The sequence below is a fragment of the Bacteroides sp. NSJ-39 genome, from assembly GCF_014287315.1.
Classification (GTDB): domain Bacteria; phylum Bacteroidota; class Bacteroidia; order Bacteroidales; family Bacteroidaceae; genus Bacteroides; species Bacteroides finegoldii.
Genome location: NZ_JACOOB010000001.1, coordinates 450,448 through 473,248 on the forward strand (window position 1 = coordinate 450,448; position 22,801 = coordinate 473,248).

The following is a 22,801-nucleotide window of genomic DNA, read 5'->3' on the forward strand; positions in this document are numbered from 1 at the left end:
TTAAAAAGGTCTAATTTTAGTTGGCAATAAATCCAACAATATATATAGATAAAGTTTATAATTCAAGGGAGAGTATTGCAATCCTTTCAGAGCCTCATTCATACTCTTTCTTCTCATATTGAGCCGCATATAAATGGAACTACGCATTTTGTGCCAATGAGAAATATATTGTTTCATATAAGACGGATGGTAAAGGTACCACAAGGCGGATAATTCATTTCCCACCAAGTCTTGTTCTGCCGGTATCCGCTTTGGCTTTTCCGAAACATTATACCCCTCTACGTGGAATATAGCCATTATTTTTCTGGAATATGCTATTTCATTATGAACAGCTAATCGTGCCCAAGTCAATAAATCTTCTCCAGATTTAATGCCCACCGGGAAACCACCAATAGCTTGAATTGCTTCTTTTTTGACCATTATTGCAGAAGTCCATATCGGAGGATGTGAATTACTTGCCACCTCAAAATAATTGGTCAAAACTCCATCTTCCTCCTGAAACGGAAGTTTACGAATAATTGTACCTGAAACATTTCCATTACTATCTGAAAACTCATATCCGCAAGCAAACACACTGCATTGCGGATATTTCTGAAATAAATAGTATTGGGTTTCCAAATATTCCGCTTTCCACTCATCATCCGCATCAAGGAAAGCAATTATATCATATCGTGCTTCTTCAATTCCCTTATTACGAGCAGCAGAGACTCCTGCATTATTTTGATGAACAATTCGAATACGGATGTCGTTCACTTTCTCGACTTCCTGTACACTGTTATCCGTACTACCATCATTTACTACTACAATTTCAAAATTTTGGAAAGTCTGCCGCAATACAGAATGTAGTGTATTTGCTATTTGTTTTTCTTTATTATAAAGAGGTATTACTACTGATATCATAAATCACATTCAAACAATTCTATAATTTTGTCATTAGCCACTTTTTGACCTTGAGGATTTAAATGGATAGGATCAAAGAATAATTCATATCGCTCTGAATACTCCGGATTCATATCCCAATAATAAATAAAAGGAGAACTCTTCGCTTTATCATGGAAATAGCTTATTATCTTTTCATATTGTTCTGGTTCATATTGATTTAATAAATTCGCAATAGGAGTATTCACCAATATCACTTTTATATTTTTTTCAACCAATAATTGCAAAGTTCGTTCAAAAGTTTCCATCAATTCCGGTTCAAAAGCTATATGCCTTTGTTGCCCTTTCGTTATCTGTTCTCTCAAATCCTCTACCTTTAAGAATCCACTTTTATAATTACTCCAATCATGCCGCCATCCCCTTATCGAACTATTAAGAAGTGCATCTGAATAGCGAGTGGAACAAAACAACTTGTGTAGCCAATAGTCGTATCGGTCTGTACTATCATAAATATATTGATCAATATTTTTTTCGTCCATAAAAGGATAAAATAATTTATAGGAATTGCTACTTAATCCTGTTCCTGTAAACATAAACTGGTCAACGCCATAAAGTACTATTTTCAAAGAATCACTATAAGGGGATTCAAGATATTGTTTCACCATCTGGTAACGGTCAGCTACATTAACACCTTCCCTACAATATTTTGAAATTCTACAATTCAATGCAGTTTCTAATTTTGCTTTATCAGTGGCTAACATTAGATGTGAATGCCCTATCAACAGCACTTCCGAATGTTGATTGAGACCAAAATAGCGATTCAAACCTTCATTTATAAATATTCCCAAACCCCTATCAACGGCAATAAACGCTATTATATACCAAAAACATAATAGAATTTTCTTCATTTGTATCAAAATTGGAAATAAACAAATTGTTCACTACTTACCCCAAACAGAGCAATACTCAATAATAGAATTATAACTTCATAATTGCTCTTCTCCTTACCTATTTCTTTATAAGACAAATACTCCCGCAAAATAAAAATAAGCAATAGAGCCATAGTCAACATAGTAGTAAACATAGAACTTCCCCAATAAAAAGGAGAGATTAAATTTGTACAGATATGCACAACCGTATTCCAAGCAGTACCACTATCTTCGATACGGAAGAATATCCAGGCAAATGTTATCATTATAAATACATACAAATGGTAAATAATATTCGGACGTTTAGGACCACAATAATACTCCAATAAATAGAGTAACGCATGAATCATTCCCCATAAAATGAAAGAATAGGTAGCTCCATGCCAAACTCCGCTTAAAAGAAAGACCGTAGAAATATTTAAGATCCAACGTGCTTTATTGACGCGATTTCCTCCCATCGATATATATACATATTCGGTAAACCAAGAGGTTAAAGAAATATGCCATCTTCTCCAAAATTCTTTAAAAGAATTGACGCAATAAGGAAAATTAAAGTTCTCCATCAATTTAATCCCCATCATCCGACCTGAACCAATTGCCATATCGGCATAACCACTGAAATCAGCATAAATCTGAAAACTGTAAAAAACAGCAGTTATAGCTAGCGTACTTCCAGTATGAGCCTCCGGATTACCGTAAATCATATTCACATATTCTGCAAGTCTGTCTGCAATAACAACTTTCTTGAAAAGCCCCCATATAAATAATTTTGCTCCTGCTATAATATTATCTTCATTAAATAATAGCCTCTCTCGCAATTGTGGTAACAGATTCCTTGCCCTTTCGATAGGACCGGAAAGTAATGTTGGGAAAAATGCAACAAATAATGCCACATTAATAAAACTAGTTTCAGGTTTTATTTTTCCACGATAAATATCAATGCTATATGACAGGGCTTGAAAAGTGAAAAAAGACAGTCCTATCGGCAATAAAATAGAATCATTAAAGAAATAAGCATATTTGAAAAAAATCAAAACCAATAATGATAGCAAAATACTGACCGCAACTGCTTTTTTACCACTTAATCCTCTTTTCTGCTCACTAATAATCCATATTCCCCCAAAATAATTAACTAAAGTGATATAAACTAATAATCCAACAAATCCTATATGTAAATTGGCATAAAAATAATAGGATGCTACTAAGAGCAAGGTATTTCTAAAAAGTAACCCCGCCCACTTATTAGTTATCCACAGCATAACTAATATCACCAGGAGAAACAATAAATATTGAGGAGTATTAAACAACATCTTTTTTCATTTTAGTACCTACAATCAATCCCAACATCATTCCATAAAAGCCGCAAGGATAAGAAAGTGTAGCCATTGTATAATTAATCACATTATCTGTATACATAGTCAATAATGTTCCGGCAGAAGAAGCTCCTGCTGTAATAGCGCAGATATGCACGGCTATTCCGTAACGTTTATCTTGATAAACGCTAAAACAATGGAAAATCAGAAACAAAAAACTCCCCCCAAAAAGAGCAATTCCTATTATCCCATTATCACATAAAATCTGTACATAATCATTATGACATATTCTAATAGTACCAAACGGATGTCTTAATGCATAAAATGTCTCTTGCAAATTTCCGGTCCCTGTTCCGTACAACTCTCTATTCTGATAAAACTTATTCAATGACCACTCCCACATAGCAAAACGTCCATTACTATTTATATCATCCATACTAATCTCTCCACTTCGTAATGTTTGGATACTTTTATTATCATCTTTATAAAACATCTTTTCTTTGATACTTGGAATAAAGAAAATAGTAATAATGAATAAAAACAGACAACCAACAATGACAGGTATAGACTTCAGTTTATACCGAAAAAAGAAAAAGACCATCAAAGCCAATGTAGTTCCCATAATACTTGTACGAAATACCCATAGTATACATGGAATCATAAATAATATAGCTAAATAGAAATTGATCTTCTTATGTCCACTATGGTAAAAAAGAGCCAACGAAAATATACACATAGAAATGAAGTGAATAGCACAAGCGGTACTATACCAGAACACACCGGGTACGAGAATACCTATTCCTGGAACCACAGCAAAAATAAGGCAAACTACCGCTACCCATCGAGCACACAATCCCGCTTTTAGAAACACTTCTTCGTCACGTACCACAGCCGAGGCAAACAGCATAATACATAATGGATACAAATATTTCAGAATAATCCGGAAGCCATAGGAAGGAGCAGGAGAATAAGAAAGTCCTATCAGTAACCAAGCGATATAAAGCAAATAGAAAATACTCACCGCACTCCATACCGGTTTCCGTTTCACCACAAACAAACCTATCAAACAAAGGCATTCAAGTACTAAAAGCCGGATAGCCATCAAGTCGAGTGCTCCCGGAGCAGAAAGCGCTAACAAGCCGGTAGAGAAAGTTAACGTCCAAAACAACTCCGGACCGTCGAAACTAAGCATCTGTTCCTTATTCAAAGGGTGGCGCACTTTTCCTGCACGCTGAAACAGAAACTTAATGCCAAAGCCTGTGATAATAATGAAATAAAGATAATTCAATAGATACATCCGGATAAATCAATTTATATGTTTTATACGTTCGTATAAGTTACAAAATGCCGCAGCATATTTTGCAAAACTGAATTGTGATACATACGAAACTGAATTTCGGGAAAGCTGGATAATCCTCATCCTGCTCTCCAATAAGGATTGTATTTTGGCAGTCATATCTTCGACATCTTCTACCTGATGCAAAAGTCCTGTTTCTCCATCTTTTACAACTTCCGGCAATCCTCCGGTATCTGAAGCCACTACCACGCAACCGCGAGCCATACCTTCAATAGCAGTCAGTCCAAATCCCTCACTACGTGATGGCATTAAGAGAATATCAATCCGGTCATACAATGATTGCAGGCAAGGCTGTTCCTGTCGTCCCATCCATTCAACACTATCATTCACTCCCAGTTCTATCGCCTGTTCTTGCATTATACTCCTTTGTGAACCGTCCCCCACCACTAATAGCTGAATGTCCGTATATTGTTTTTTCAATTTGGCAAATGCGGGGACAACCAAATCCATCCCTTTAATTCGTTCCAAACGGCTAACTACTCCTAATGTGATTTGTCCGTCAGAAAAAGGTTTCTGTTCCTCGCGAATATGAATATAAGGTGGCAAGGCATTGTAAATGGTGAAATGATTTCGTTTTTTCAATATTGTGCTTGAGTTATAGAGTTCTGCACTTCCGAAAAAAGACTTTTCCGCACGCATAGTGATACAGGTGAACACACGCACACAGTACTTTTGAACAAAGTGTATCAAACGAAGATTGGGATAAATATCTGCTGCCGTATGTGTGGTGGCAATAATATTCTTCATGCCCAACAACCGTAAAAGAAAAATGGGGATAGCTCCCGGAGCCATATATTGTACATGGGCAATATCCGGCCGTTCATTTCTTATTACTTTTTTCAGCCCCTTAAATAAGAATAATATACCTTTCCATCCGCCTATTCGCATACCGTTTGGACTCAAACAAATTACTTTGCTACCATTATCCTGATAACTTTGTACCATTGCCGGAGTATACTCAAAGTAACAGGTTACTATAACTTGATGTCCCCCCTGTACTAATGCACGTACAAGATTCAATGTTTGTATCTCCGTGCCTCCGGTAAGAAGGCACGGTATAGTTATTAAAATTTTCACAAAAGATGAATAATTAAATGCAGGAACGCTATCCTAAAAAATAAGATTATTGTATGAAGTTATATTTTATCTTTTTGTACCATAAAGCACTTCATTTATCCGAGCTATCTTGTCATCCACCCAATCGGAAACCCCGTCCAATTCATTTCCGCTAATCATCGTAATATCCTTGTCTATAATATCCGCAAACTTGCCATCTTCCTGAATATAATAGGCAGAATAAGCAGATAAAGGGAATAGACACTCTTTATTTACTATATTCCGCAATTTGTCAGACTTTGGCTTCGCGTCCATCGCATACGCCTCGGCTATAAGAACATTCAAAGTGGAAAGTATATAAGGGCTGTGTGTAGTCATAACCAACAGACTATCTCCCCTACCTTTAGGCATGGCCTGTTTCAAAGCACAAACCAGATTGATAGTAAGATTCCTCTGCGAATCCGGATAAAGATTCTGCTCCGGTTCTTCAATAAATAATTGAACCGACTGATATTTCATCTTATTTGATATGCTTTTAAGCATTTCATTAGTCAGTTCCTTATCTTTGCCCAAATACCTTGCCAATGTGTTTGCCAAGTCGTGTTTACTGACACTTGCATTTTTACCCACAAGACCGGTGAAATAATCAGCCATTACATCTAACGGCATGGCAGACTGCACGCCACTGGAAGCATAATAAGCCGGTATCATCTTATTCTCATTAATCAGTCGGACCAAATCGTTTCCACCATCATTGATATATTCTATATTGTCTGTAAACGACAATCGCTTAGGATGTTCTGCCGTATAGGAATCTTTCGCTTCCCCCCATTCAAAAATATAATTGAACAGCACATCACTTTCCGCAGACCGATACGATTGATCTATATTTCTAATTACAGACACCAAATTACGTTCCGAAGGAATGAAACTTAGTTTAGTATTATACCTGACTGTTTCAAACTCCGGTTTCCGCAGAATCTTCACATCACTGAGAATATTCTCCATCGTGATTGTGATTGTATCGCCTTCATAACGGATAGAACTTGCAGATGAAAAATAAGAGTCATTAAACCGATGAAACTGTTTCATGCTTTTCAGGAATTTCAGATTATGTGTATATTGAGATATAGCTTCTTCATCAGATACCATAATCAGTTTTTCCATCCATCTACAAAAACATAAAATCTTCAGAAATGTACTTTTACCGGAACTTTGTTTACCAATCACTAACATAACTGAAGTCAAAGGTATTATCCCTGTATCAGTAATCGGACCTATATTTTTAATCTGTATTGTTGCCATCACTTAGTCTTTAGATAAACTATTGTGCGAATATAGCAAGAAAATATAGCAAGCGTTGTATTTTAACATATTTTGCGGATAGAATCCGTTAGACATGAATTATATACTTCCACTGTCTGTTCTGCCGTACGTTCCCATGTAAACAAAGAAGCACGTTTTATTCCTGCTTCTACTTTTTGACGACAATCTACACTATCAGTATCAAACATTTTCATCATTTCAATAATGCTTTTATCTATGGGGTCAGACAGATAAAAAACGACTTCCCCCCCTATTTCATCCAAAGAGGAATTGCGGCAAGTTACTATTGGCGTTCCACACGCCATTCCTTCTAATAGAGGTAATCCGAACCCTTCAAACATGGAAGGAAAAAATAAGGCAGTCGCTCCATTGTACAGAAGGGATAATTGTTTATCTGATATGTTAGATAAGAAATGAATATGATCTTTTACTTTGCTATGTGAAATCTTTTCTGTCAACTCTTCAGGAGGATTACTCCATACTAAAACTAAATCGTTCACAGGAGATGCGCATTCACTATATTGCAAGTAACTTTCGACTAATACATTTGTCCTTTTTCTCTCATTATTACATGATACACTCAGGAAATAGCCAGTATTACGTAAAGGAAATGGCAATTCATTTACTAGTATTTCTTTGGATACCTGCATAGGGAAAAATATTTCATGTTTCACCCCCCAATAAATGACAGATATCTTCTGAGGATCAACTTTCATTGTTTCTACAATATCCCTTTTTGAATATTCCGAGCAAGTAATAATATGTTTACATTGATTAATAAAAGGAGGAACAATTTCTTTCATTTTTTCATGTGAGAAAGCTTTTTCCTGGATATGCATAAATAATGCATCATGCAATGTTACTATACATTTTTCCGGACAATGCACATATTCAAAGTTGTGAGGTATGTGCATTATATCATATCCGGTGAACCATTCGCGTATTGGAAACTTTGTCAGAATTTTATTCCATTTCTCCCGATGTGGTAAATAGAAATGAGAACATTCAAAATGTAATCCTGTATTACGTCCACCAATGCCTTTCATGTTTTGTGAATACAGTTCTATCTCAAAAGGTAAATTATCTATATCTGCCAATGCTTGTAGCAATTCCAATGTAGTACGCCCTATGCCATTTACCTTGCCTGACACATAATAAGGAACTATGGAATTTACATCAATGAGAAGTTTCTTCTTTTTCACAATTTACTCTCTTTATATAAGTTTACTAAAATCTTGCAATGTTCTTCAATGGATATTACACTTTTTCTTCCTGACATCTCCATTGAAGGAATAATTGAAACGTCATTGATGATATCTTCCATCTTAGCTTTTAAGGCTTTCGCATCATTAGGCTCCACCAACCATCCGTTCACTCCATCTTCAATTTGCATTTCCGCACCTCCGCATCTTGTTGCTAACACAGGTTTTCCCATAGCTAATGATTCGGAGATATTTAACCCAAAGATTTCTAAACAAATAGAGGGTAATACTAAAACATGCAGATTTTTTATCTCATCAAACACTTGTTCTGGTTCAACTTTTCCATGCCAAATAATACGGGAATCTTTTTTATATTTTCTCTGTAATTGAGCCATATATCTGCGTTCTCCCTTATTACCCGCACCACCTATCAAATGTAATTCCACGTTATCTTGCTGCAAGCTGTTAAAAGCTTGCAGTAAGACATGAATACCTTTTACATAACAAATACGTCCTACATAGAAAAACTTAACACACTCATTTCCGATAGAAGAGAGAGAAGAGACATTGGAAGGTAGAGGAATACCGTGTGGAATTACTATAATCTTTTTTTTATCCAACCCATTGCGTATCATCGCTTCTTTAATTGCATGACAAGGAGCTATCATGCGGGTACATCCTTCTACAATGCTTTGCCATTCTTTTTGTTTACAATTTATATATAACGCAGACTGTCCAATAGGGGTAATAAAAGGGATAAAAGGCTTAGCCTGCAATTTCTCCCCTAAAGAAATATATTGCTCCATTGATAACTGTTTCATAAATGGATACCAATACTTCCCACTCCGAATATTCCGTAATACACATGGCAGGCAGTTTGTATGAGATACTGAAACATTACAAATTTCGTCCTTGAAGTTTAACAATGTTCCCGCAGGACAAACTATTCCACCATGATGGGACGTTACAATAACAGGTATATGCAAGGCTTGTCCAATGGTACACATTAAAGCTTTCTGACTATGAGCATGAATGATATCAGGTTGGATAGCTTGTATCAATTGTTGTAGTTCGCTCCTTTCAACATTCTTTATTTCGTATAAATCAATACCTCTGTAATTTCTCTTTTCAATTCCATTACTATCATCTAAAAAAGAAAATATAATTAAGGAGCACTGTTGACGCATCATTTCATCAACAATATTTTTTACATAAACCTGTCCACCACCATATGTAGAAAAGAAATTACCAGAAGCTACTTGAAGGATTTTCACTAAACCAATATTATAATAATATGTTAAACACACTTGATTACCTTTATTATTCTATCATATAAAGATATCAATCTCGAATTCTTGTATTTTGCAAGTTCCATGCAGTCTATCGAAATTCCCGAGAAATACATATCTGTTACTTTTTTGCGTTCTGCCATATGTAATTTCATCTCATGAGCCGATATTCCATCCGGTTCATTCTGCGCTATTTGAGTTGAAAAAAAAGCAATAGTACAACCCTCAATAAATAAAGCCTTTAAAAAGAATTCCCAATCAGATACAATTCTAAAAGATTCGTTATACCCCCCTAATCTAACTAAAAGCTCTCTTTTGATAAAAGTATTACTATGCCAAAGACTATACCTGTATACATAGTAAAATGATATAGCATTTTCTTGAAAGCACCATGAATGTTTCAAATTAGGATTTTTGAAAGAAAATATATCTATATTTCTAGGAATTAATGGAAATACTTGACTAATAGAGGTAGAGGATAATAAACAATCTCCAGAATTAAGAAACAAGCAAAATTCTCCATGAGAAAATTTAATTCCTTTATTCATTGCATTATAAATACCTTTATCAGGCTCACTGATGTAATAGTCTATCTCTCTTTCTAATTTTTTTATTACTTCCAAGCTCCCATCTGTGCTTCCTCCATCAACCACAATGTATTCAATATCACTTTTACAATATTGACAGGCAACACTTTTTATGGTCCTCTCCAGCCCTTGAGCATTATTATAATTTATTGTTATTATTGACAATTTCTTCATCTTATAGTAATTTTAATCCATCTATCATACAAAATTGAATATTTCCATAACGTTTATTTGAGAAAGATTCTTCCATCACTCCCGATAAACTTTTCATACGAACATTCTCATTCTAGTCTTAGCAACACAACTTTTTTATAGGAATTCTTAATATTCTTTATGAAGAACTGGATACCGTCTCGTATGCCCACATTGTATGTATTTACTATTATCTATTTGAGGATATAAAAACTTCTTCGTCTAATGCACTCTTGCGAATATATATTCATACAAGATGTACTTCTAATATTTCTTCATTTTGAATTTCCTCAAACATTTGCTAATCATTAAATAGAATTTCATGAAATCGTTTTCTTTACAATAACGATACAACCAGCCATGCTTATTTTCTAACCAAGAAGCATTAAAATAATGTATTGCATACAATTTTCCTGGATTGGTACCCCATAAATGACCAAAATAATCACGAGAATAAACTTGTATATTGGCATCTAACAATTGACTTTCATCTTTTGCCACGTAACCATATTTTTCTGCGATTAATGTCATTATCATTGGACAACTAGCAATAATTTGTCCGTTTTCTTTCCTAAAATTAATTTGTCTATAATAATCAAGACACTCTTTTACATAGGGATGTCCTTTAATAGCACCCATTATTGCAGATTCCAATTCAACACAATTGTTCGGTAATGGTTCTGTTCCTATAAAAAAATCATTATGAAGAAAAGTATTAAAAGATTTAAATGTTTTCACATCACTATCCAAATATACTCCTCCTTCCGTATACAATGCATACAGTCTTACATAGTCAGCCACAAAAGCCCATTTCTTCTCATCATATGCTTGTTTAACAAATGGAACACTATCAAAATCAAAGCTATTAGCATCCCAACATTTTATTTGATAGTCTGGCATACATTTTTTCCAACTTTTTATGCATCTTTTTATAAAACGAGATTTTTTATCTCCACTAAACCAGCAATAATGTATAACTTTAGGAATCATTCTTTCAAAAATTTTGTTTAAACAATAAACGCTTTAAAATATGACGAAAACTTTTAGATAGTACATACATAAATATGGCATATGTTGTCGAAAACAGAAACATAATCAGTAGAGAATCTTGAATAAAATCAAACCAAGAAGTTGTCCGGATACTAACATCCTTTTGAATAACTTCTGTACATAAAGTAATTGATACTACAAGTATTGCTACGTATTTAATCCATTCCACCCAATACAAACACACATTCTGTTTAAACCCTTTTACAAATAGAAAGTAAGGTTTCCACATACCTACTATAATAAAAAGACTTATTGTACTACCCCAGATCACTCCTATCAATCCACAATAATACCCGCCAATTAAAGCTACAATAATATAAATTATGGATTCTGAAACCGGAGCCCAAGTATCATTAAATAATCCATAGCCATATAAAAAAGAATCAGTTCCTTTAGATAGACTGATAAAGAAATTAATTATTAAAAGAATCAAGATTGATTTGGGAAGCACATATTCTTCCCCTAACCACAATAATATAAACGGAGACATTAACTGATAAAAACCAAAAATTGCGATTCCAACAATAAAAAAACGCATTGCCATTAATTCCCAAAAGATTTGTATCACTTTTTGAGAGTTTCCTTCTGCAATCAAATTTCCAATACCAGCACTTACACTTCCAAATAAATTATTCAGCAGTTGGTTCATCTTATCAATAATCAAAGTATAGTTACCGTAGAAAGCTACAGTTTGTAATGAAACAAATAAATATATTAAAAAAGGAGAAATTTGAAACTGCACAAAAGCACTAATCTTATGTACAAACAATTGCTTCGTGTATTTCATCACCTCCGGATACTTCTTAAAAAGAATCCTTCCCTGACTGACTTCTGATTTCAACCACGGATATACCTGATTTATTTTCCAATTCAATATAAAGGAATAAATAATACCAAAAGAGAGTTCAACAATCACCCACAAATAGTAGTTCCCTGTATAATAGGCTAAAGCCATTTGAATGATTGTTTTTATAATAGCGGCCGTCTGAAAATAAGCAGTAACTACATAATTCTTCTGGTCAGCTCCCAACAAAGTCTGTTTATAGTTAGCAAAGTAACCAATTAAAGAAGAAGCGAGAAAAGAAAAATAAGCAAAGAAAATAAGTCCTAAATCAAACTCTGTATTGGGGAATATAAGCGGAAGAAAACAAGCCAATATACATCCGGCTATCAATATAATTTTTCCTATCCAACGGTATAAGTAGCCAAATACAGAAATAATTTCATTGATCTTTGTTTCATCGTGATCGAATAACGGCTTATAAAGTACGTAACCAATAGCACTGCCAATACCCAATTCTGCCAGATTGAGGAAACCTAACAGATTTTGCAATGTGCCTGTCAATCCGACAAAATCCGCTCCTAATGTATCAAGAAATATCTTTCGAGAAAAGAAAGATAATGCTAGAGTCAGGAAATAAAAAATAAGATTGACACGCGCGTTAAGCAAGGATTTCCTTACGCGAGATTCTTGTGACATAAATAAAAATATAATTGATAGTTGGTTCGCTATTCAGCAACAAGGTCTTTTATAAATTCGTTAAATGATTTGCAATGACCGGATGCAAGCAAACGGGCATAATCATCTTTACTGAACTGCGAAGTTATGGAAGCTATTTCGTTAAGGTGTTTACCGTATTGTCTCCCTGCCAGACGATATATCTCATCCAGGACTTTAGCCGGATGATAAAAGGATATTTCCGGATCGGCAGTAATATCAATTTGTAATCTTGACATGATGAATTGCGGAGTCAGACTTGAATCAATCTGTTGAAGAAACTGATACATCCCTAAGATCCATGCTTCAACCTCCATTATAGCAAAATGATAACTTAATAAATCCCTCTGTGAAGACGCATTAAGGCTATTTTGACATTCATCTATCAATTTCTGATTCACAGCAACATCAATGCATCTTTCCTTTGTTTGTACATGATAAAGATCGCTGTACATATCACTTAATCCTATGATTTGATGAAAACCGGCATTTTGCAAACGAGGAGCTTCTTTCAACATTTTGCTGAGTACACTCCTGTCATTGCCTACATTTACTATCTGATAGTAATTGACGCTTTTACGATCACCAAATGGGTATGGTTCTGAATTATAACGATCGGAACGAAGAGAAAAACATTCTATTCCCAAAAGAGTAGAATCATAATCGTACCATCTGCACAAAAAATTACGGACAAAGACATATTCTGCCTGTCCTTCTACAAATACGGCAACTTTACGTTTATTCATTATGCCCTTTCATCTTCCGAGCAATATAATCGGAAGAAAAGAAATCAAAATTGCTCAGACCTGTAAATGCAAAATCGTTGAACAGTTCCGGATTCTTTATGATATCAATGGAAGTGACTTCACTTCCTTCACGCTGAAGTATATTCCAATATTTCAAATCGACTACATCCATCAGAAATGTATCATTAGATGTAGCTATCAACTGTATATCATGCTTTGCACAGAAATCAAAAAGGTATTTACCCAACTTTGTTGAACGTTCATAATCGAGTCCTTCACACAAATCATCAATCAACAATAAAGAAGGATATTCACGAACAGACATATATTGCGCATAGATAAGAAGATAGAGAGCACGATACATTCCTTTGGACATCAATGAACCAAAAATCGGACTCTTCACATTTTCTTCGTGGAACAATACCATTTTCAGATTACTTCCATGCTCCAACAGTTCGATTTGCAGAATAGGATAACCAAGACCATGTGCCTGACTGACAACTTGCTGAATTGATTCTTCGGGCAGGGACTTTACCATTTCAAAAAGAGTCTGTCTCTGACCTAATATATAAAAAGGCATATCATTGTCGCCACCTATTTCTATCTCATTGAAACACAATCCACATGCATGTTCCGCCCATAGCATTATCTTTTCAATGAATGGATATTGCAATACATCACGACGAACATGAAGCGTGAGTTTGTTGGAAGGAGGATTAATGGGTTCACCACATAAATGAGTCTCACTCTCATTCCGGTACAACCGGGTTTCACCATTTGCTGTCAGTGACTCGTAAACAACATTTGACTTGCTCAGCTGAAACTCATAGCTAATAAAACCGTCCTTGTCTTCAAAAAGAAGCTTACACCGGAATATATCTGATACAGAAATTCGTTCGGACAACTGCATCAAATAAAGCAACACATTCCCCAAAGCACGAACAGTCTTAGATTTGCCTACCGCATTTTTGCCAACCAACAGATTGACTTCCTGCAAATTAACAGGCAAAGCTAACCTCCAATCGTCTCCTCTATATGTAAACTGTATTAACCTCATTTTATATAGCTATCGTTTCGTCCTACAAAAGAACTAATTCTTTCTTGGATTTCCTAACTTTATCTACTTTTTATCTTTATTTTCCTCTGAATAATATCCACTTATATGTCCATAGCCGTAGCCATAACCGTAGCCATATCCATAACCTTGCCCGTAGCCGTACTTCTTCTTTTCTACCTGACTGTCATTCAAGACGATACACATATTCTTGAATTTGCCGTCCTGGTGCAGGCGTTCCAGTTCGGGCAAGTAACGGCGGTCTAACACTCCGTCACGAATGACATAGATTGTGAGATCTGTCACACGGCTGACGATGGCCGCATCTGCCACCACCAAAGCGGGGACATTATCCAAGATGATGTAATCATACCGTTTCTTCAGTTCGTCGATCAGCTGATCAAAACGTTCATTCATCAGCAGTTCTGCCGGATTGGGAGGAATGATTCCCGCAAAGATGGTATCGACTTGAGGATGGAAAGCTCCGACGGTTATCAGAGTGTCCGGATTTGAATTCAGACCGGACAGATAGGTGCTTAACCCTTCTTTCCTGTTTACTCCCGCCAATTTACTTTGAGTGTGTTTGCGCAGGTCTGTGTCGAGTAATATGACTTTCTTTCCGGAAATGGCTAAAGCAACCGCCAGATTGCGGGAGACAAATGATTTTCCTTCGCCGGACAAGGTAGAGGTGAACATCAGGACACGGGCTTCTTTCGCTATGAAGTTCAGATCGACACGGAGCATACGGAAAGCTTCGGAGATACGGTCGTTTCTGCTGTCACTTACTACAATCGCATCGTCTCCTTCCGAATCTTTGCGTGCCGGAATCTCACCGACAATCGGAATGGTAGTGTATTCTTCAATATCCTTACGTCCGCGGACGGATGTGTTCAACAGCAGGATGATGACCTGTACTCCCAATGGTATCAGCAGCCCTACTATAAAGGCAGCAGCCAGTATGGAAGAACGTGCGGGAGATACCGGTGAATAGGAGCCGAAAGGTTCTTCAACCACCCGGATATTGGCTTCGGTAATGGCCAGTTGCAAGGCGTTCTCTTCACGTTTGTTGAGCAGGAAGGTATAGAGGGTCTCTTTAATAGATTGCTGGCGCATAATGCTCAACGCCATCTTTTCCTGCTTGGGTACTGCCTGAATGCTTGACGCCAGGCGGTTCTCCACTGCTTTTGCCTTATCCAGACGAAGACGCAAGGTTTTCATATAATTGTCCATAGAGCCTGAAATTGTCGCACGCATTCCTTCCAGATTCTTATCCGCTGCCTGAACTACGGGATTCTTCTCGCCCGAACTTTCTTTCAGGCGGTTGCGTTGCAACATAAGTTCGTTATAGGCGGTAATCTGGCTCTGCATACTGACATCTCCCACTCCTGTCACGTTCGGAATCAGCTGGTCTTTGCGGGTAACATCCGCCAGGTAGGTCTTGATGGACCGCGCAATAGACAACTCTGTCTCCAATTGTGCGCTTTCTTCTTTTATTTTACTGCTCTCAGCCAAGTATTGCGTGGCATTGGCACTCATATCTACAATCTGATTGCGTTGCTTGAAATCGGTGAGGTCTTCTTCTACGTCACTTAGTTCACGGCTGATAATGGAGATACGTTCGTCAATGAATTTAGCTGTGTTGGCCGCAATGCGGTTTTTATCTTCTATGATCGTCTCGCTGTATACTTTCACCAAAGCGGCCAGAATAGCGTCGGCACGGGATATATTGGTATCGGAACAGGTTATCTGTACCAACGTGGTGCGTTCGCCTGCCAATGAGGTCGCTATCTTGGACTGGTAAATGTTTGTTGCTATCTCCGGACTGATACGGCTGACTGATATCGGTTGGGAAAGATAGGCGGACAAGTTTTCCGGGCGCAACTGCACGACGATTCTTCCCGCTTCTGTCCGGATGGTGTCATTGTACGTTAGGTCCTGCTCCTGCATTCGGCCCTTTTCTCCCGCCACTTTCCAGTCGGATATACGGAACTTTGTCGTGTTGAGGGGAGTAATATTGAATGACACTGGCTGATTGTAAGGGTCGATAAAATGAACTTCTACCGGTGATTCCGCATAAAGGGGAGCGTCACGCAGTATGCCGTCTTTGGCATAACCCACGTCCAGATGAAGGCGATTGACTACTTCACGAAGCAACTGGTGGGAACGCAGGATATAGATTTCATTATCGACACTGGTTCCTGTTATGCCTCCGCTCACTTCGAGCATGGCGGACATGTCCGAAGCGGATTTTTCTTTATCTTTCACCAACATCACTGCCTGGCGCTGATAGACCGGCTGAATGGTCAGTACATAAAAATAAGCTGATCCCACGCATACTAAAACGGACAGGACAAACCAGTACCAGTTGGCTATGATCAGTTCGACGACATCACGAAGATTGATTCCTCCTTCGTCTTTCTTGAGTGTTCTCTCGTTTTCCTGAATATATTCCATATTTTCTTTTTACTTGCTTAGTACGACAATCAGGGATACAATGGAGGCTAATACGGAAATGATACTTGCTCCCGCTCCCAAATATGACAATGCGGAGCTTCCTTTCACGTTGATGGATTTGTTGGGTTCTACATATACCACATCGTTCTGCTGAAGATAATAACAGGGAGACTCAAGTACATCCCGACCGGAAGTAAGATCGACCGTATAGGTGTGTCTTTTCCCTTCTTCTTCACGAAGTACGAGGATATTGGTACGTTTGGCCGTGGGTGTCAGGTCGCCTGCCATGCTAAGCGCTTCGAGCAGTGTGATGCGGTCGCCAGCCATCTCATGCACGCCGGGATTGCTTACCTCGCCCATTACCGATATTTTCAGTCCTTTGATGCGGACACTCACAGCGGGGTCTTTGATGTATTGTCCTTCTTCCAGACGTTTTTTGATTTCGTCCGCCAATTGGAGACGGGTCAGTCCCGCTGCCTGTATCTCACCCAAAACAGGTACGTCTATCTTTCCGTTCTTGTCTACCTGGACTCCGGTGGTTTCCTGGATATTCGTGCCTCCACCGGATGTGGATGAGCCTAGTATCTGCGTATTGGCAAAGGGAGCAAGCAGTTCCGGTTCCTTACTGCTCACCATGATATAGAGCTGGTCGTCCGGTTTGATACGTAATTCATAGTCCTGCTGTATCACCTGAGCGGGATTTGCCAATGAATCAACTCCTTGCAGGTAGATCATCTTCTTGGAAGAGATGCAGGAAGTTCCTGTCAGTAGGATAAATAATAAAAGTCCGAAGTTTATCTTTTTCATTATTTGTTGATGTATGTATAAAGTAAGTATGTGTTTGATTACCAAAAGAAATTCCGATATGTCTTATACCATTTCCTGCCTGTGGCAGTTTCATGTTTCATGATGAAATAACGGATGATGAAATGAGTAGTCAGCCAGAAAGCCAAATCCAGTAAAAGCATGAAAGTGGTATTGATATAGAATGATAATATAAAGTTGGAGACAACGAAAAACAGTGACAGCATGAGCAGGGTTATCATCACGGTACGTACTTTCATGCCTGTACGCAACAGGCGATGGTGGATGTGGTTCTTGTCCGGTGTAAAGGGATTGCGTCCCTCACTGACACGGGAATAGAACACACGCACGACATCGAGCAGGGGAATCAGCAGTGTGGAGACGGTCACCATATTCAGGTTCATCGTAAACGGGTCCCAAAGCTGTGTCTTCTGCCAGAAATGCAGGACTAGAAAGCTGAGTATATAACCTAACGTCAGACTTCCTGCATCGCCCATGAATAGTTTCCTGCCGGAAACGCTGAATACATTATAATAATAGAAGGTAATGACGACTCCCAATGTCGCTGCCGCCAGAAAAGCATGAGTCCATTGGCCGACGAGCGCACAAACGATAATAAGCAGTCCCAGTGCAATGCAGCTCAGACCGGAAGCCAGACCGTCGATACCGTCAATCAGATTGATGGCATTCGTGATGTATACAGTAAGAAAGACTGTCAATGGCATTCCGATATAAGCCGGTATCTCATGCAGTCCCAGCAATCCGCCCAAATCGTTAATCCACAAACCGGACAACGGGAAAAGAAGAGCTGCCAGAATCTGTATGACAAACTTATAGCGGTAGCCTACTCCGACAAGGTCGTCGGCAACTCCTACCAGGTACAAAAGGGTGAGGCCTACTATTAAGAATAAATATTGTATGAACAGATCGGAAGCCCATAGCATATCGACCGGATGATAGGTATAATAACGGATCCCCGTGACAGAACATAAGGCTATCAGGATGACAGGAAGAAAAGAAAGACCGCCCAGACGAGGGATCGGAGTTTTATGGACTTTCCGGCTATCAGGAACATCAAAAAGACGTTTCTTGTAGGAGATGAATAAAATACGCGGAATAATTACAGTGGCAAGCAGTATGGATAGTAAGAATATGCCTGCTAGATAAGCAATAATCATGATTTCCCCAATAAAATTACATTGATTGTTACAAACTTATGCGGCAGAGCGCTCACATAAGTTCTTCATATATACCCCAATTAATAAATTACTACACCACCCGTTCGATATATCCCACAGGCATATCGACACTGGCACATCCGAGCATATCCAGCCGGACGGCAATTTTTGTCTTCCCGTTCAAAGTAACCAGCTCACCTTCCAGTCCTCTCAACGGGCCTTTTATGACACGTACTTTTTCACCCGGACTCAATGGAGTATTACTCATATTGACCGCTTCCTCCGAATAGTCTAACATGAATTTGAACTTCTCCATTTGGGTATCGGGTATAACAGCCGGAGCGCTCTCACCATGAAGCACCATATAACGGCTGACGGCCGATAGCATAAGAACGTCTTTCTGTTCTTGTGCATCAACACGTACAAATATTTTCATCGGAATTACGATGTGATCGATCTGCTTGCGACGATCACTCCACAGATGGGTCTTTCTTTGAACCGGAACATAGTTTTCTATGCCCATTTTTGTTAGCCGCTCGCTTGTCTTTTTCTCGTGATAAATACGAACTTGAGCAACCAACCAACGCTTTTTAGACAAGGCTACGCCGTTACCTGTCACATGTGCAGGTAAAACCTTAGTCGTTACGCGTTCAGAAGTAAGTTTCATTATTTATAAAGATCACCCCGTCGCCCAAAGAGCTACCGGATAATTTTGCCGCAAAGATAGATAAAAAAATACAGACTCAATAAAGAATTCAAAAAACTTTTTACTTATTACTAAAAACCGTCCACGCACATCTTCCTGCAAACACAAGAAAACGTTTATCGCTTTTGGAAAAATTTGGCATAATATTCCTTTTTATTATTTAAAAAGGTGGCTGTGACATAGACAGTTATTGGATTTTATTCTCTTTTCTATATATTTGCGCCCGCATTTATCATTTGGGATTAATTACCTCATTCTAAAAAAAAACAGCAAAATCAATTTAAAACAATGGAGAGTATAAACGCAGTAATTACAGGAGTCGGGGGATATGTGCCCGATTACATCCTGACCAATGATGAAATTTCCAAGATGGTGGATACCACCGACGAATGGATTATGGGACGTATCGGCATTAAGGAAAGGCGTATCTTAAAAGAAGAGGGACTCGGTACTTCATACATAGCGCGTAAAGCGGCCAAACAGTTGATACAACGCACAAAAGCCAATCCGGACGACATCGATCTGGTTATCGCCGCTACCACCACACCTGACTATCGCTTCCCTTCAACCGCCTCAATCGTATGCGAAAGGTTGGGATTGAAAAATGCTTTTGCCTTCGATATGCAGGCTGTGTGCAGCGGATTCTTATATGCATTGGAGACGGGGGCTAATTTTATCCGTTCGGGAAACTATAAGAAGGTAATCGTAATAGGAGCCGAGAAGATGTCGTCCATCATAGATTATACTGATCGTGCTACTTGTCCTATCTTCGGTGACGGTGGTGGTGCTGTCATGTTGGAGGCAACAACGGAGAATGTGGGGATCATGGACGCGGTATTGAGAACGGATGGTAAAGGGTTGCCTTTCTTACATATAAAAGCAGGTGGTTCGGTATGTCCTCCCTCCTACTATACGTTGGATAACAAGATGCATTATATTTATCAGGAAGGACGCACCGTGTTCAAATATGCAGTAGCCAATATGTCCGATGCTTGCGAGGCTCTGATCGAAAGGAATCATCTTAGCAAGGAGGAGATCGATTGGGTGATTCCCCATCAAGCTAATCAACGCATTATCGCGGCAGTCACACAACGGCTGGGAATACCGCCGGAGAAAGTCATGGTGAACATCGAACGGTATGGCAACACAAGTGCCGGTACACTTCCGCTCTGCCTCTGGGACTTTGAGAATAAGTTCAAAAAGGGAGATAACCTGATTTTCACAGCATTTGGAGCCGGATTCGCTTGGGGAGCCATTTATGTAAAATGGGGGTATAACGGAAATAAAGAATAATAGAAGAGAGTAATAAAAAATCCCTCTGATTCTCAATGAATCAGAGGGATTTTTTATTGGTTGAGAAGCGGTGCGTACGGAAGATGAATTTTTCTTTAAATTTCTGATTATTCATTTCTATAAAACTTAAATATCTATAAGACCCATTTTGTATGTAGGAAATTTCCTATTATAGTTTTGCCACTACTATTGCATTGCAGTTTATTATACTGTAATGCAGGCGTTTACAACAAATGAAATAGTTATTGATTGTCAGTCTAAAATATCTTTTGCTAAGCAATCTTGTTTTCTGTATTCTTGTGGCGTTACTCCTTTTAATTTTTTAAAAATCCGATTAAAATGTGGAACATCATTAAATCCTACTGCAAAACAGATTTCAGAAATCTGCTTTTGCGAGCGTTTTAGAAGTTCGCAAGCTGTATTCAAGCGATATTGGGTAACAAATTGTGAGAATGTCATTCCTTTGCAGCGTTTGAAGTATGAACAAAACGCAGAACGGTTCATACCCACTTCAGCGGAAATATCATCTAAAGAAATGGTATGAACATAATGAGCCATCACATAGGAACAAATTTGCTGCATACGTCTTACATCACGTTCTATATTTATAGGTTTACCTGCAAGCGTATGGTCGGATGAAGTGAATATGATAGGTAATAAGCGGAACATTTCGCATAATCGCCCCAATTCGTCCATATTGTTCATTTGCGATAATATTTTGCGAATGATACGAGAACTTTCCAATCCAAACTTTAATGCATTAACAGGAAATTTAAGACCTGCTAAGCGGTTTCGCAATTCGGGAAATATCTCCATGCACCTCACTACAAGGGAGTGGTTAAAAGCAACCATCAAGTAATGAATACATCCGTCATTGTCTGCCGATAAAGGCGTATATTCCCAATAATGATGCATGGATGGTGGTATCAATGCCACATCTCCTGCCGAAAAAGATTGTAACGTATCACCTGCCATTCGGGTTCCATATCCATGTAACACATAATATAACTCCCATGCGTCGTGCTGATGTAATTTGGCTTCTATATGAGTTTCAACTCGTTGGTCTATAAAGAAGAATGAGTGATTTTCCGCTTCGGGCAATTCATAAGGGATAATTATTTCTTCCATATTACTATATAAATTGGTTTAATACAAATATACGACAATTATATGATATAATAACACAAATATTCAACAATAAACAGCTATAACTTTGCTGCCGAAAACAACAAGTATAACTATTAAAATGTATTGTTATGGATTTCTATCAAGTATTAGAGAAAAGAAGAACCATCCGCGACTTTTCCGATAAGGAAGTAACGGATGAAGTGTTGGAAAAAGTATTATCGGCAGCCTTTAAAGCTCCGACCAACGACCATCTGCGACAGTTTGAGTTCATTGTCGTGAGAGGGCAGGAAAACATTGCCCGACTTATATCGCCAGTGGCAGAAAACACCAAAAACATTCAACAGGCCGGACTTGAAGCTGCCGCAGGCGTAATGGACAAAGACGGATATGCTATGTTTGTTGATGCGTTACCCAAACAACAACGTATGCTTATGCAAAGTAATTGCCTTGTTCTACCGTTTTTCCGACAAAAGGAATGTTCTCTGTGTCACCCGACAGACCAAAGTTCACTTAATTATTTCGCTTCGGCATGGGCGGCAGTAGAAAACATCTTACTGGCAGCAACTGCAGAAGGACTGGCATGTGCGTTTCGTATTCCCATCAGCAACGAACCGGAATATGTAAAACACCTTGTTAATGCTCCCGAAGAATATGAGTTCACTTGTTTTCTTGCCATTGGCTATGCAGCGGAGAATGCGCATATCTGTAAACAGAAAGAAATTCGGATAAAGGACAGAATACATCTCAATATTTGGTAATC

20 protein-coding genes are annotated in these 22,801 nt (G+C 38.1%); 2 read left to right on the top strand and 18 right to left on the bottom strand.

The features are described 5' to 3' along the window. The 17 genes from H8S63_RS02020 to H8S63_RS02100 form a co-directional block, all read right to left on the bottom strand. Entirely contained in the window at nt 1–900 is a 900-nt protein-coding gene (locus tag H8S63_RS02020; protein WP_186925578.1) for a glycosyltransferase family A protein, read from the bottom strand. Beyond that, entirely contained in the window at nt 897–1,787 is an 891-nt protein-coding gene (locus H8S63_RS02025; RefSeq protein WP_186925579.1) for an SGNH/GDSL hydrolase family protein, read from the bottom strand. Before H8S63_RS02025 ends, H8S63_RS02020 begins: the two co-directional genes overlap by 4 nt. Nucleotides 1,788–1,792: 5 nt before the next feature. Continuing rightward, entirely contained in the window at nt 1,793–3,118 is a 1,326-nt protein-coding gene (locus H8S63_RS02030) for an MBOAT family protein (RefSeq protein ID WP_186925580.1), read from the bottom strand. Next, nucleotides 3,108–4,418, bottom strand: coding sequence for an O-antigen ligase (locus H8S63_RS02035; protein WP_186925581.1), 1,311 nt, complete (start codon nt 4,416–4,418; stop codon nt 3,108–3,110). The genes H8S63_RS02030 and H8S63_RS02035 overlap by 11 nt, the downstream gene beginning before the upstream one ends. Nucleotides 4,419–4,427: 9 nt before the next feature. Beyond that, complete coding sequence (locus H8S63_RS02040) at nt 4,428–5,555, bottom strand: glycosyltransferase family 4 protein (protein WP_186925582.1); 1,128 nt, start codon at nt 5,553–5,555, stop codon at nt 4,428–4,430. 66 nt (nt 5,556–5,621) lie between these two features. Beyond that, on the bottom strand, nt 5,622–6,701 hold the full coding sequence (locus tag H8S63_RS02045; protein ID WP_255467616.1) for an ATP-binding protein: 1,080 nt from the start codon (nt 6,699–6,701) through the stop codon (nt 5,622–5,624). A gap of 200 nt (nt 6,702–6,901) precedes the next feature. Continuing rightward, nucleotides 6,902–8,062 (bottom strand): glycosyltransferase family 1 protein, encoded by a 1,161-nt coding sequence (locus H8S63_RS20270; RefSeq protein WP_186925584.1) that lies wholly within the window; start codon nt 8,060–8,062, stop codon nt 6,902–6,904. Further along, the gene (locus tag H8S63_RS20275; protein WP_186925585.1) at nt 8,059–9,336 is read right to left on the bottom strand and encodes a glycosyltransferase; all 1,278 of its coding nucleotides are present in this window, start codon (nt 9,334–9,336) and stop codon (nt 8,059–8,061) included. The genes H8S63_RS20270 and H8S63_RS20275 overlap by 4 nt, the downstream gene beginning before the upstream one ends. Before the next feature lie 23 nt (nt 9,337–9,359). After that, a complete protein-coding gene (locus H8S63_RS02060) occupies nt 9,360–10,112 on the bottom strand; it encodes a glycosyltransferase family 2 protein (protein ID WP_186925586.1) in 753 nt (250 codons plus the stop codon). A 282-nt stretch (nt 10,113–10,394) separates the two neighbouring features. After that, complete coding sequence (locus H8S63_RS02065; protein WP_186925587.1) at nt 10,395–11,120, bottom strand: glycosyltransferase family 32 protein; 726 nt, start codon at nt 11,118–11,120, stop codon at nt 10,395–10,397. A 4-nt stretch (nt 11,121–11,124) separates the two neighbouring features. After that, nucleotides 11,125–12,660 carry a lipopolysaccharide biosynthesis protein gene (locus tag H8S63_RS02070; protein WP_186925588.1) on the bottom strand — a complete coding sequence of 512 codons (1,536 nt, stop codon included), beginning with the start codon at nt 12,658–12,660 and terminating at the stop codon, nt 11,125–11,127. Between the two features lie 29 nt (nt 12,661–12,689). Continuing rightward, nucleotides 12,690–13,424: a hypothetical protein gene (locus tag H8S63_RS02075; RefSeq protein ID WP_055279113.1), complete on the bottom strand. Its 735-nt coding sequence runs from the start codon at nt 13,422–13,424 to the stop codon at nt 12,690–12,692. Continuing rightward, entirely contained in the window at nt 13,417–14,481 is a 1,065-nt protein-coding gene (locus tag H8S63_RS02080) for an ATP-binding protein (RefSeq protein ID WP_186925589.1), read from the bottom strand. Before H8S63_RS02080 ends, H8S63_RS02075 begins: the two co-directional genes overlap by 8 nt. Before the next feature lie 63 nt (nt 14,482–14,544). Continuing rightward, complete coding sequence (locus tag H8S63_RS02085) at nt 14,545–16,932, bottom strand: tyrosine-protein kinase (RefSeq protein ID WP_186925590.1); 2,388 nt, start codon at nt 16,930–16,932, stop codon at nt 14,545–14,547. A gap of 9 nt (nt 16,933–16,941) precedes the next feature. Next, nucleotides 16,942–17,739, bottom strand: a complete 798-nt coding sequence (locus H8S63_RS02090) for a polysaccharide biosynthesis/export family protein (protein WP_022276456.1) — start codon at nt 17,737–17,739, stop codon at nt 16,942–16,944. Nucleotides 17,740–17,777: 38 nt separating this feature from the next. After that, nucleotides 17,778–18,914, bottom strand: a complete 1,137-nt coding sequence (locus tag H8S63_RS02095; RefSeq protein ID WP_022276455.1) for an MraY family glycosyltransferase — start codon at nt 18,912–18,914, stop codon at nt 17,778–17,780. A gap of 91 nt (nt 18,915–19,005) precedes the next feature. Beyond that, nucleotides 19,006–19,581, bottom strand: a complete 576-nt coding sequence (locus tag H8S63_RS02100; protein ID WP_007753125.1) for a UpxY family transcription antiterminator — start codon at nt 19,579–19,581, stop codon at nt 19,006–19,008. A 327-nt stretch (nt 19,582–19,908) separates the two neighbouring features. Here H8S63_RS02100 and H8S63_RS02105 point away from each other — a divergent pair, with 327 nt between their 5' ends. Beyond that, nucleotides 19,909–20,913 (top strand): beta-ketoacyl-ACP synthase III, encoded by a 1,005-nt coding sequence (locus H8S63_RS02105; protein ID WP_022276453.1) that lies wholly within the window; start codon nt 19,909–19,911, stop codon nt 20,911–20,913. A 252-nt stretch (nt 20,914–21,165) separates the two neighbouring features. Here H8S63_RS02105 and H8S63_RS02110 read toward each other — a convergent pair whose 3' ends face one another. Beyond that, a complete protein-coding gene (locus H8S63_RS02110; protein ID WP_186925591.1) occupies nt 21,166–22,041 on the bottom strand; it encodes an AraC family transcriptional regulator in 876 nt (291 codons plus the stop codon). A 128-nt stretch (nt 22,042–22,169) separates the two neighbouring features. Here H8S63_RS02110 and H8S63_RS02115 point away from each other — a divergent pair, with 128 nt between their 5' ends. Beyond that, on the top strand, nt 22,170–22,799 hold the full coding sequence (locus H8S63_RS02115; protein WP_186925592.1) for a nitroreductase family protein: 630 nt from the start codon (nt 22,170–22,172) through the stop codon (nt 22,797–22,799). The last annotated feature ends 2 nt before the right edge of the window (nt 22,800–22,801 follow it).

What these genes read in the sequence shown, in the direction of transcription:
- H8S63_RS02085 (WP_186925590.1), bottom strand. Translation starts at nt 16,932, where the DNA reads ATGGAATATATTCAGGAAAACGAGAGAACACTCAAGAAAGACGAAGGA.
- H8S63_RS02060 (WP_186925586.1), bottom strand. Translation starts at nt 10,112, where the DNA reads ATGAAGAAATTGTCAATAATAACAATAAATTATAATAATGCTCAAGGG.
- H8S63_RS02065 (WP_186925587.1), bottom strand. Translation starts at nt 11,120, where the DNA reads ATGATTCCTAAAGTTATACATTATTGCTGGTTTAGTGGAGATAAAAAA.
- H8S63_RS02110 (WP_186925591.1), bottom strand. Translation starts at nt 22,041, where the DNA reads ATGGAAGAAATAATTATCCCTTATGAATTGCCCGAAGCGGAAAATCAC.
- H8S63_RS02025 (WP_186925579.1), bottom strand. Translation starts at nt 1,787, where the DNA reads ATGAAGAAAATTCTATTATGTTTTTGGTATATAATAGCGTTTATTGCC.
- H8S63_RS02075 (WP_055279113.1), bottom strand. Translation starts at nt 13,424, where the DNA reads ATGAATAAACGTAAAGTTGCCGTATTTGTAGAAGGACAGGCAGAATAT.
- H8S63_RS02070 (WP_186925588.1), bottom strand. Translation starts at nt 12,660, where the DNA reads ATGTCACAAGAATCTCGCGTAAGGAAATCCTTGCTTAACGCGCGTGTC.
- H8S63_RS02090 (WP_022276456.1), bottom strand. Translation starts at nt 17,739, where the DNA reads ATGAAAAAGATAAACTTCGGACTTTTATTATTTATCCTACTGACAGGA.
- H8S63_RS02035 (WP_186925581.1), bottom strand. Translation starts at nt 4,418, where the DNA reads ATGTATCTATTGAATTATCTTTATTTCATTATTATCACAGGCTTTGGC.
- H8S63_RS02100 (WP_007753125.1), bottom strand. Translation starts at nt 19,581, where the DNA reads ATGAAACTTACTTCTGAACGCGTAACGACTAAGGTTTTACCTGCACAT.
- H8S63_RS02045 (WP_255467616.1), bottom strand. Translation starts at nt 6,701, where the DNA reads ATGGAAAAACTGATTATGGTATCTGATGAAGAAGCTATATCTCAATAT.
- H8S63_RS02115 (WP_186925592.1), top strand. Translation starts at nt 22,170, where the DNA reads ATGGATTTCTATCAAGTATTAGAGAAAAGAAGAACCATCCGCGACTTT.
- H8S63_RS02095 (WP_022276455.1), bottom strand. Translation starts at nt 18,914, where the DNA reads ATGATTATTGCTTATCTAGCAGGCATATTCTTACTATCCATACTGCTT.
- H8S63_RS02030 (WP_186925580.1), bottom strand. Translation starts at nt 3,118, where the DNA reads ATGTTGTTTAATACTCCTCAATATTTATTGTTTCTCCTGGTGATATTA.
- H8S63_RS02080 (WP_186925589.1), bottom strand. Translation starts at nt 14,481, where the DNA reads ATGAGGTTAATACAGTTTACATATAGAGGAGACGATTGGAGGTTAGCT.
- H8S63_RS02105 (WP_022276453.1), top strand. Translation starts at nt 19,909, where the DNA reads ATGGAGAGTATAAACGCAGTAATTACAGGAGTCGGGGGATATGTGCCC.
- H8S63_RS02020 (WP_186925578.1), bottom strand. Translation starts at nt 900, where the DNA reads ATGATATCAGTAGTAATACCTCTTTATAATAAAGAAAAACAAATAGCA.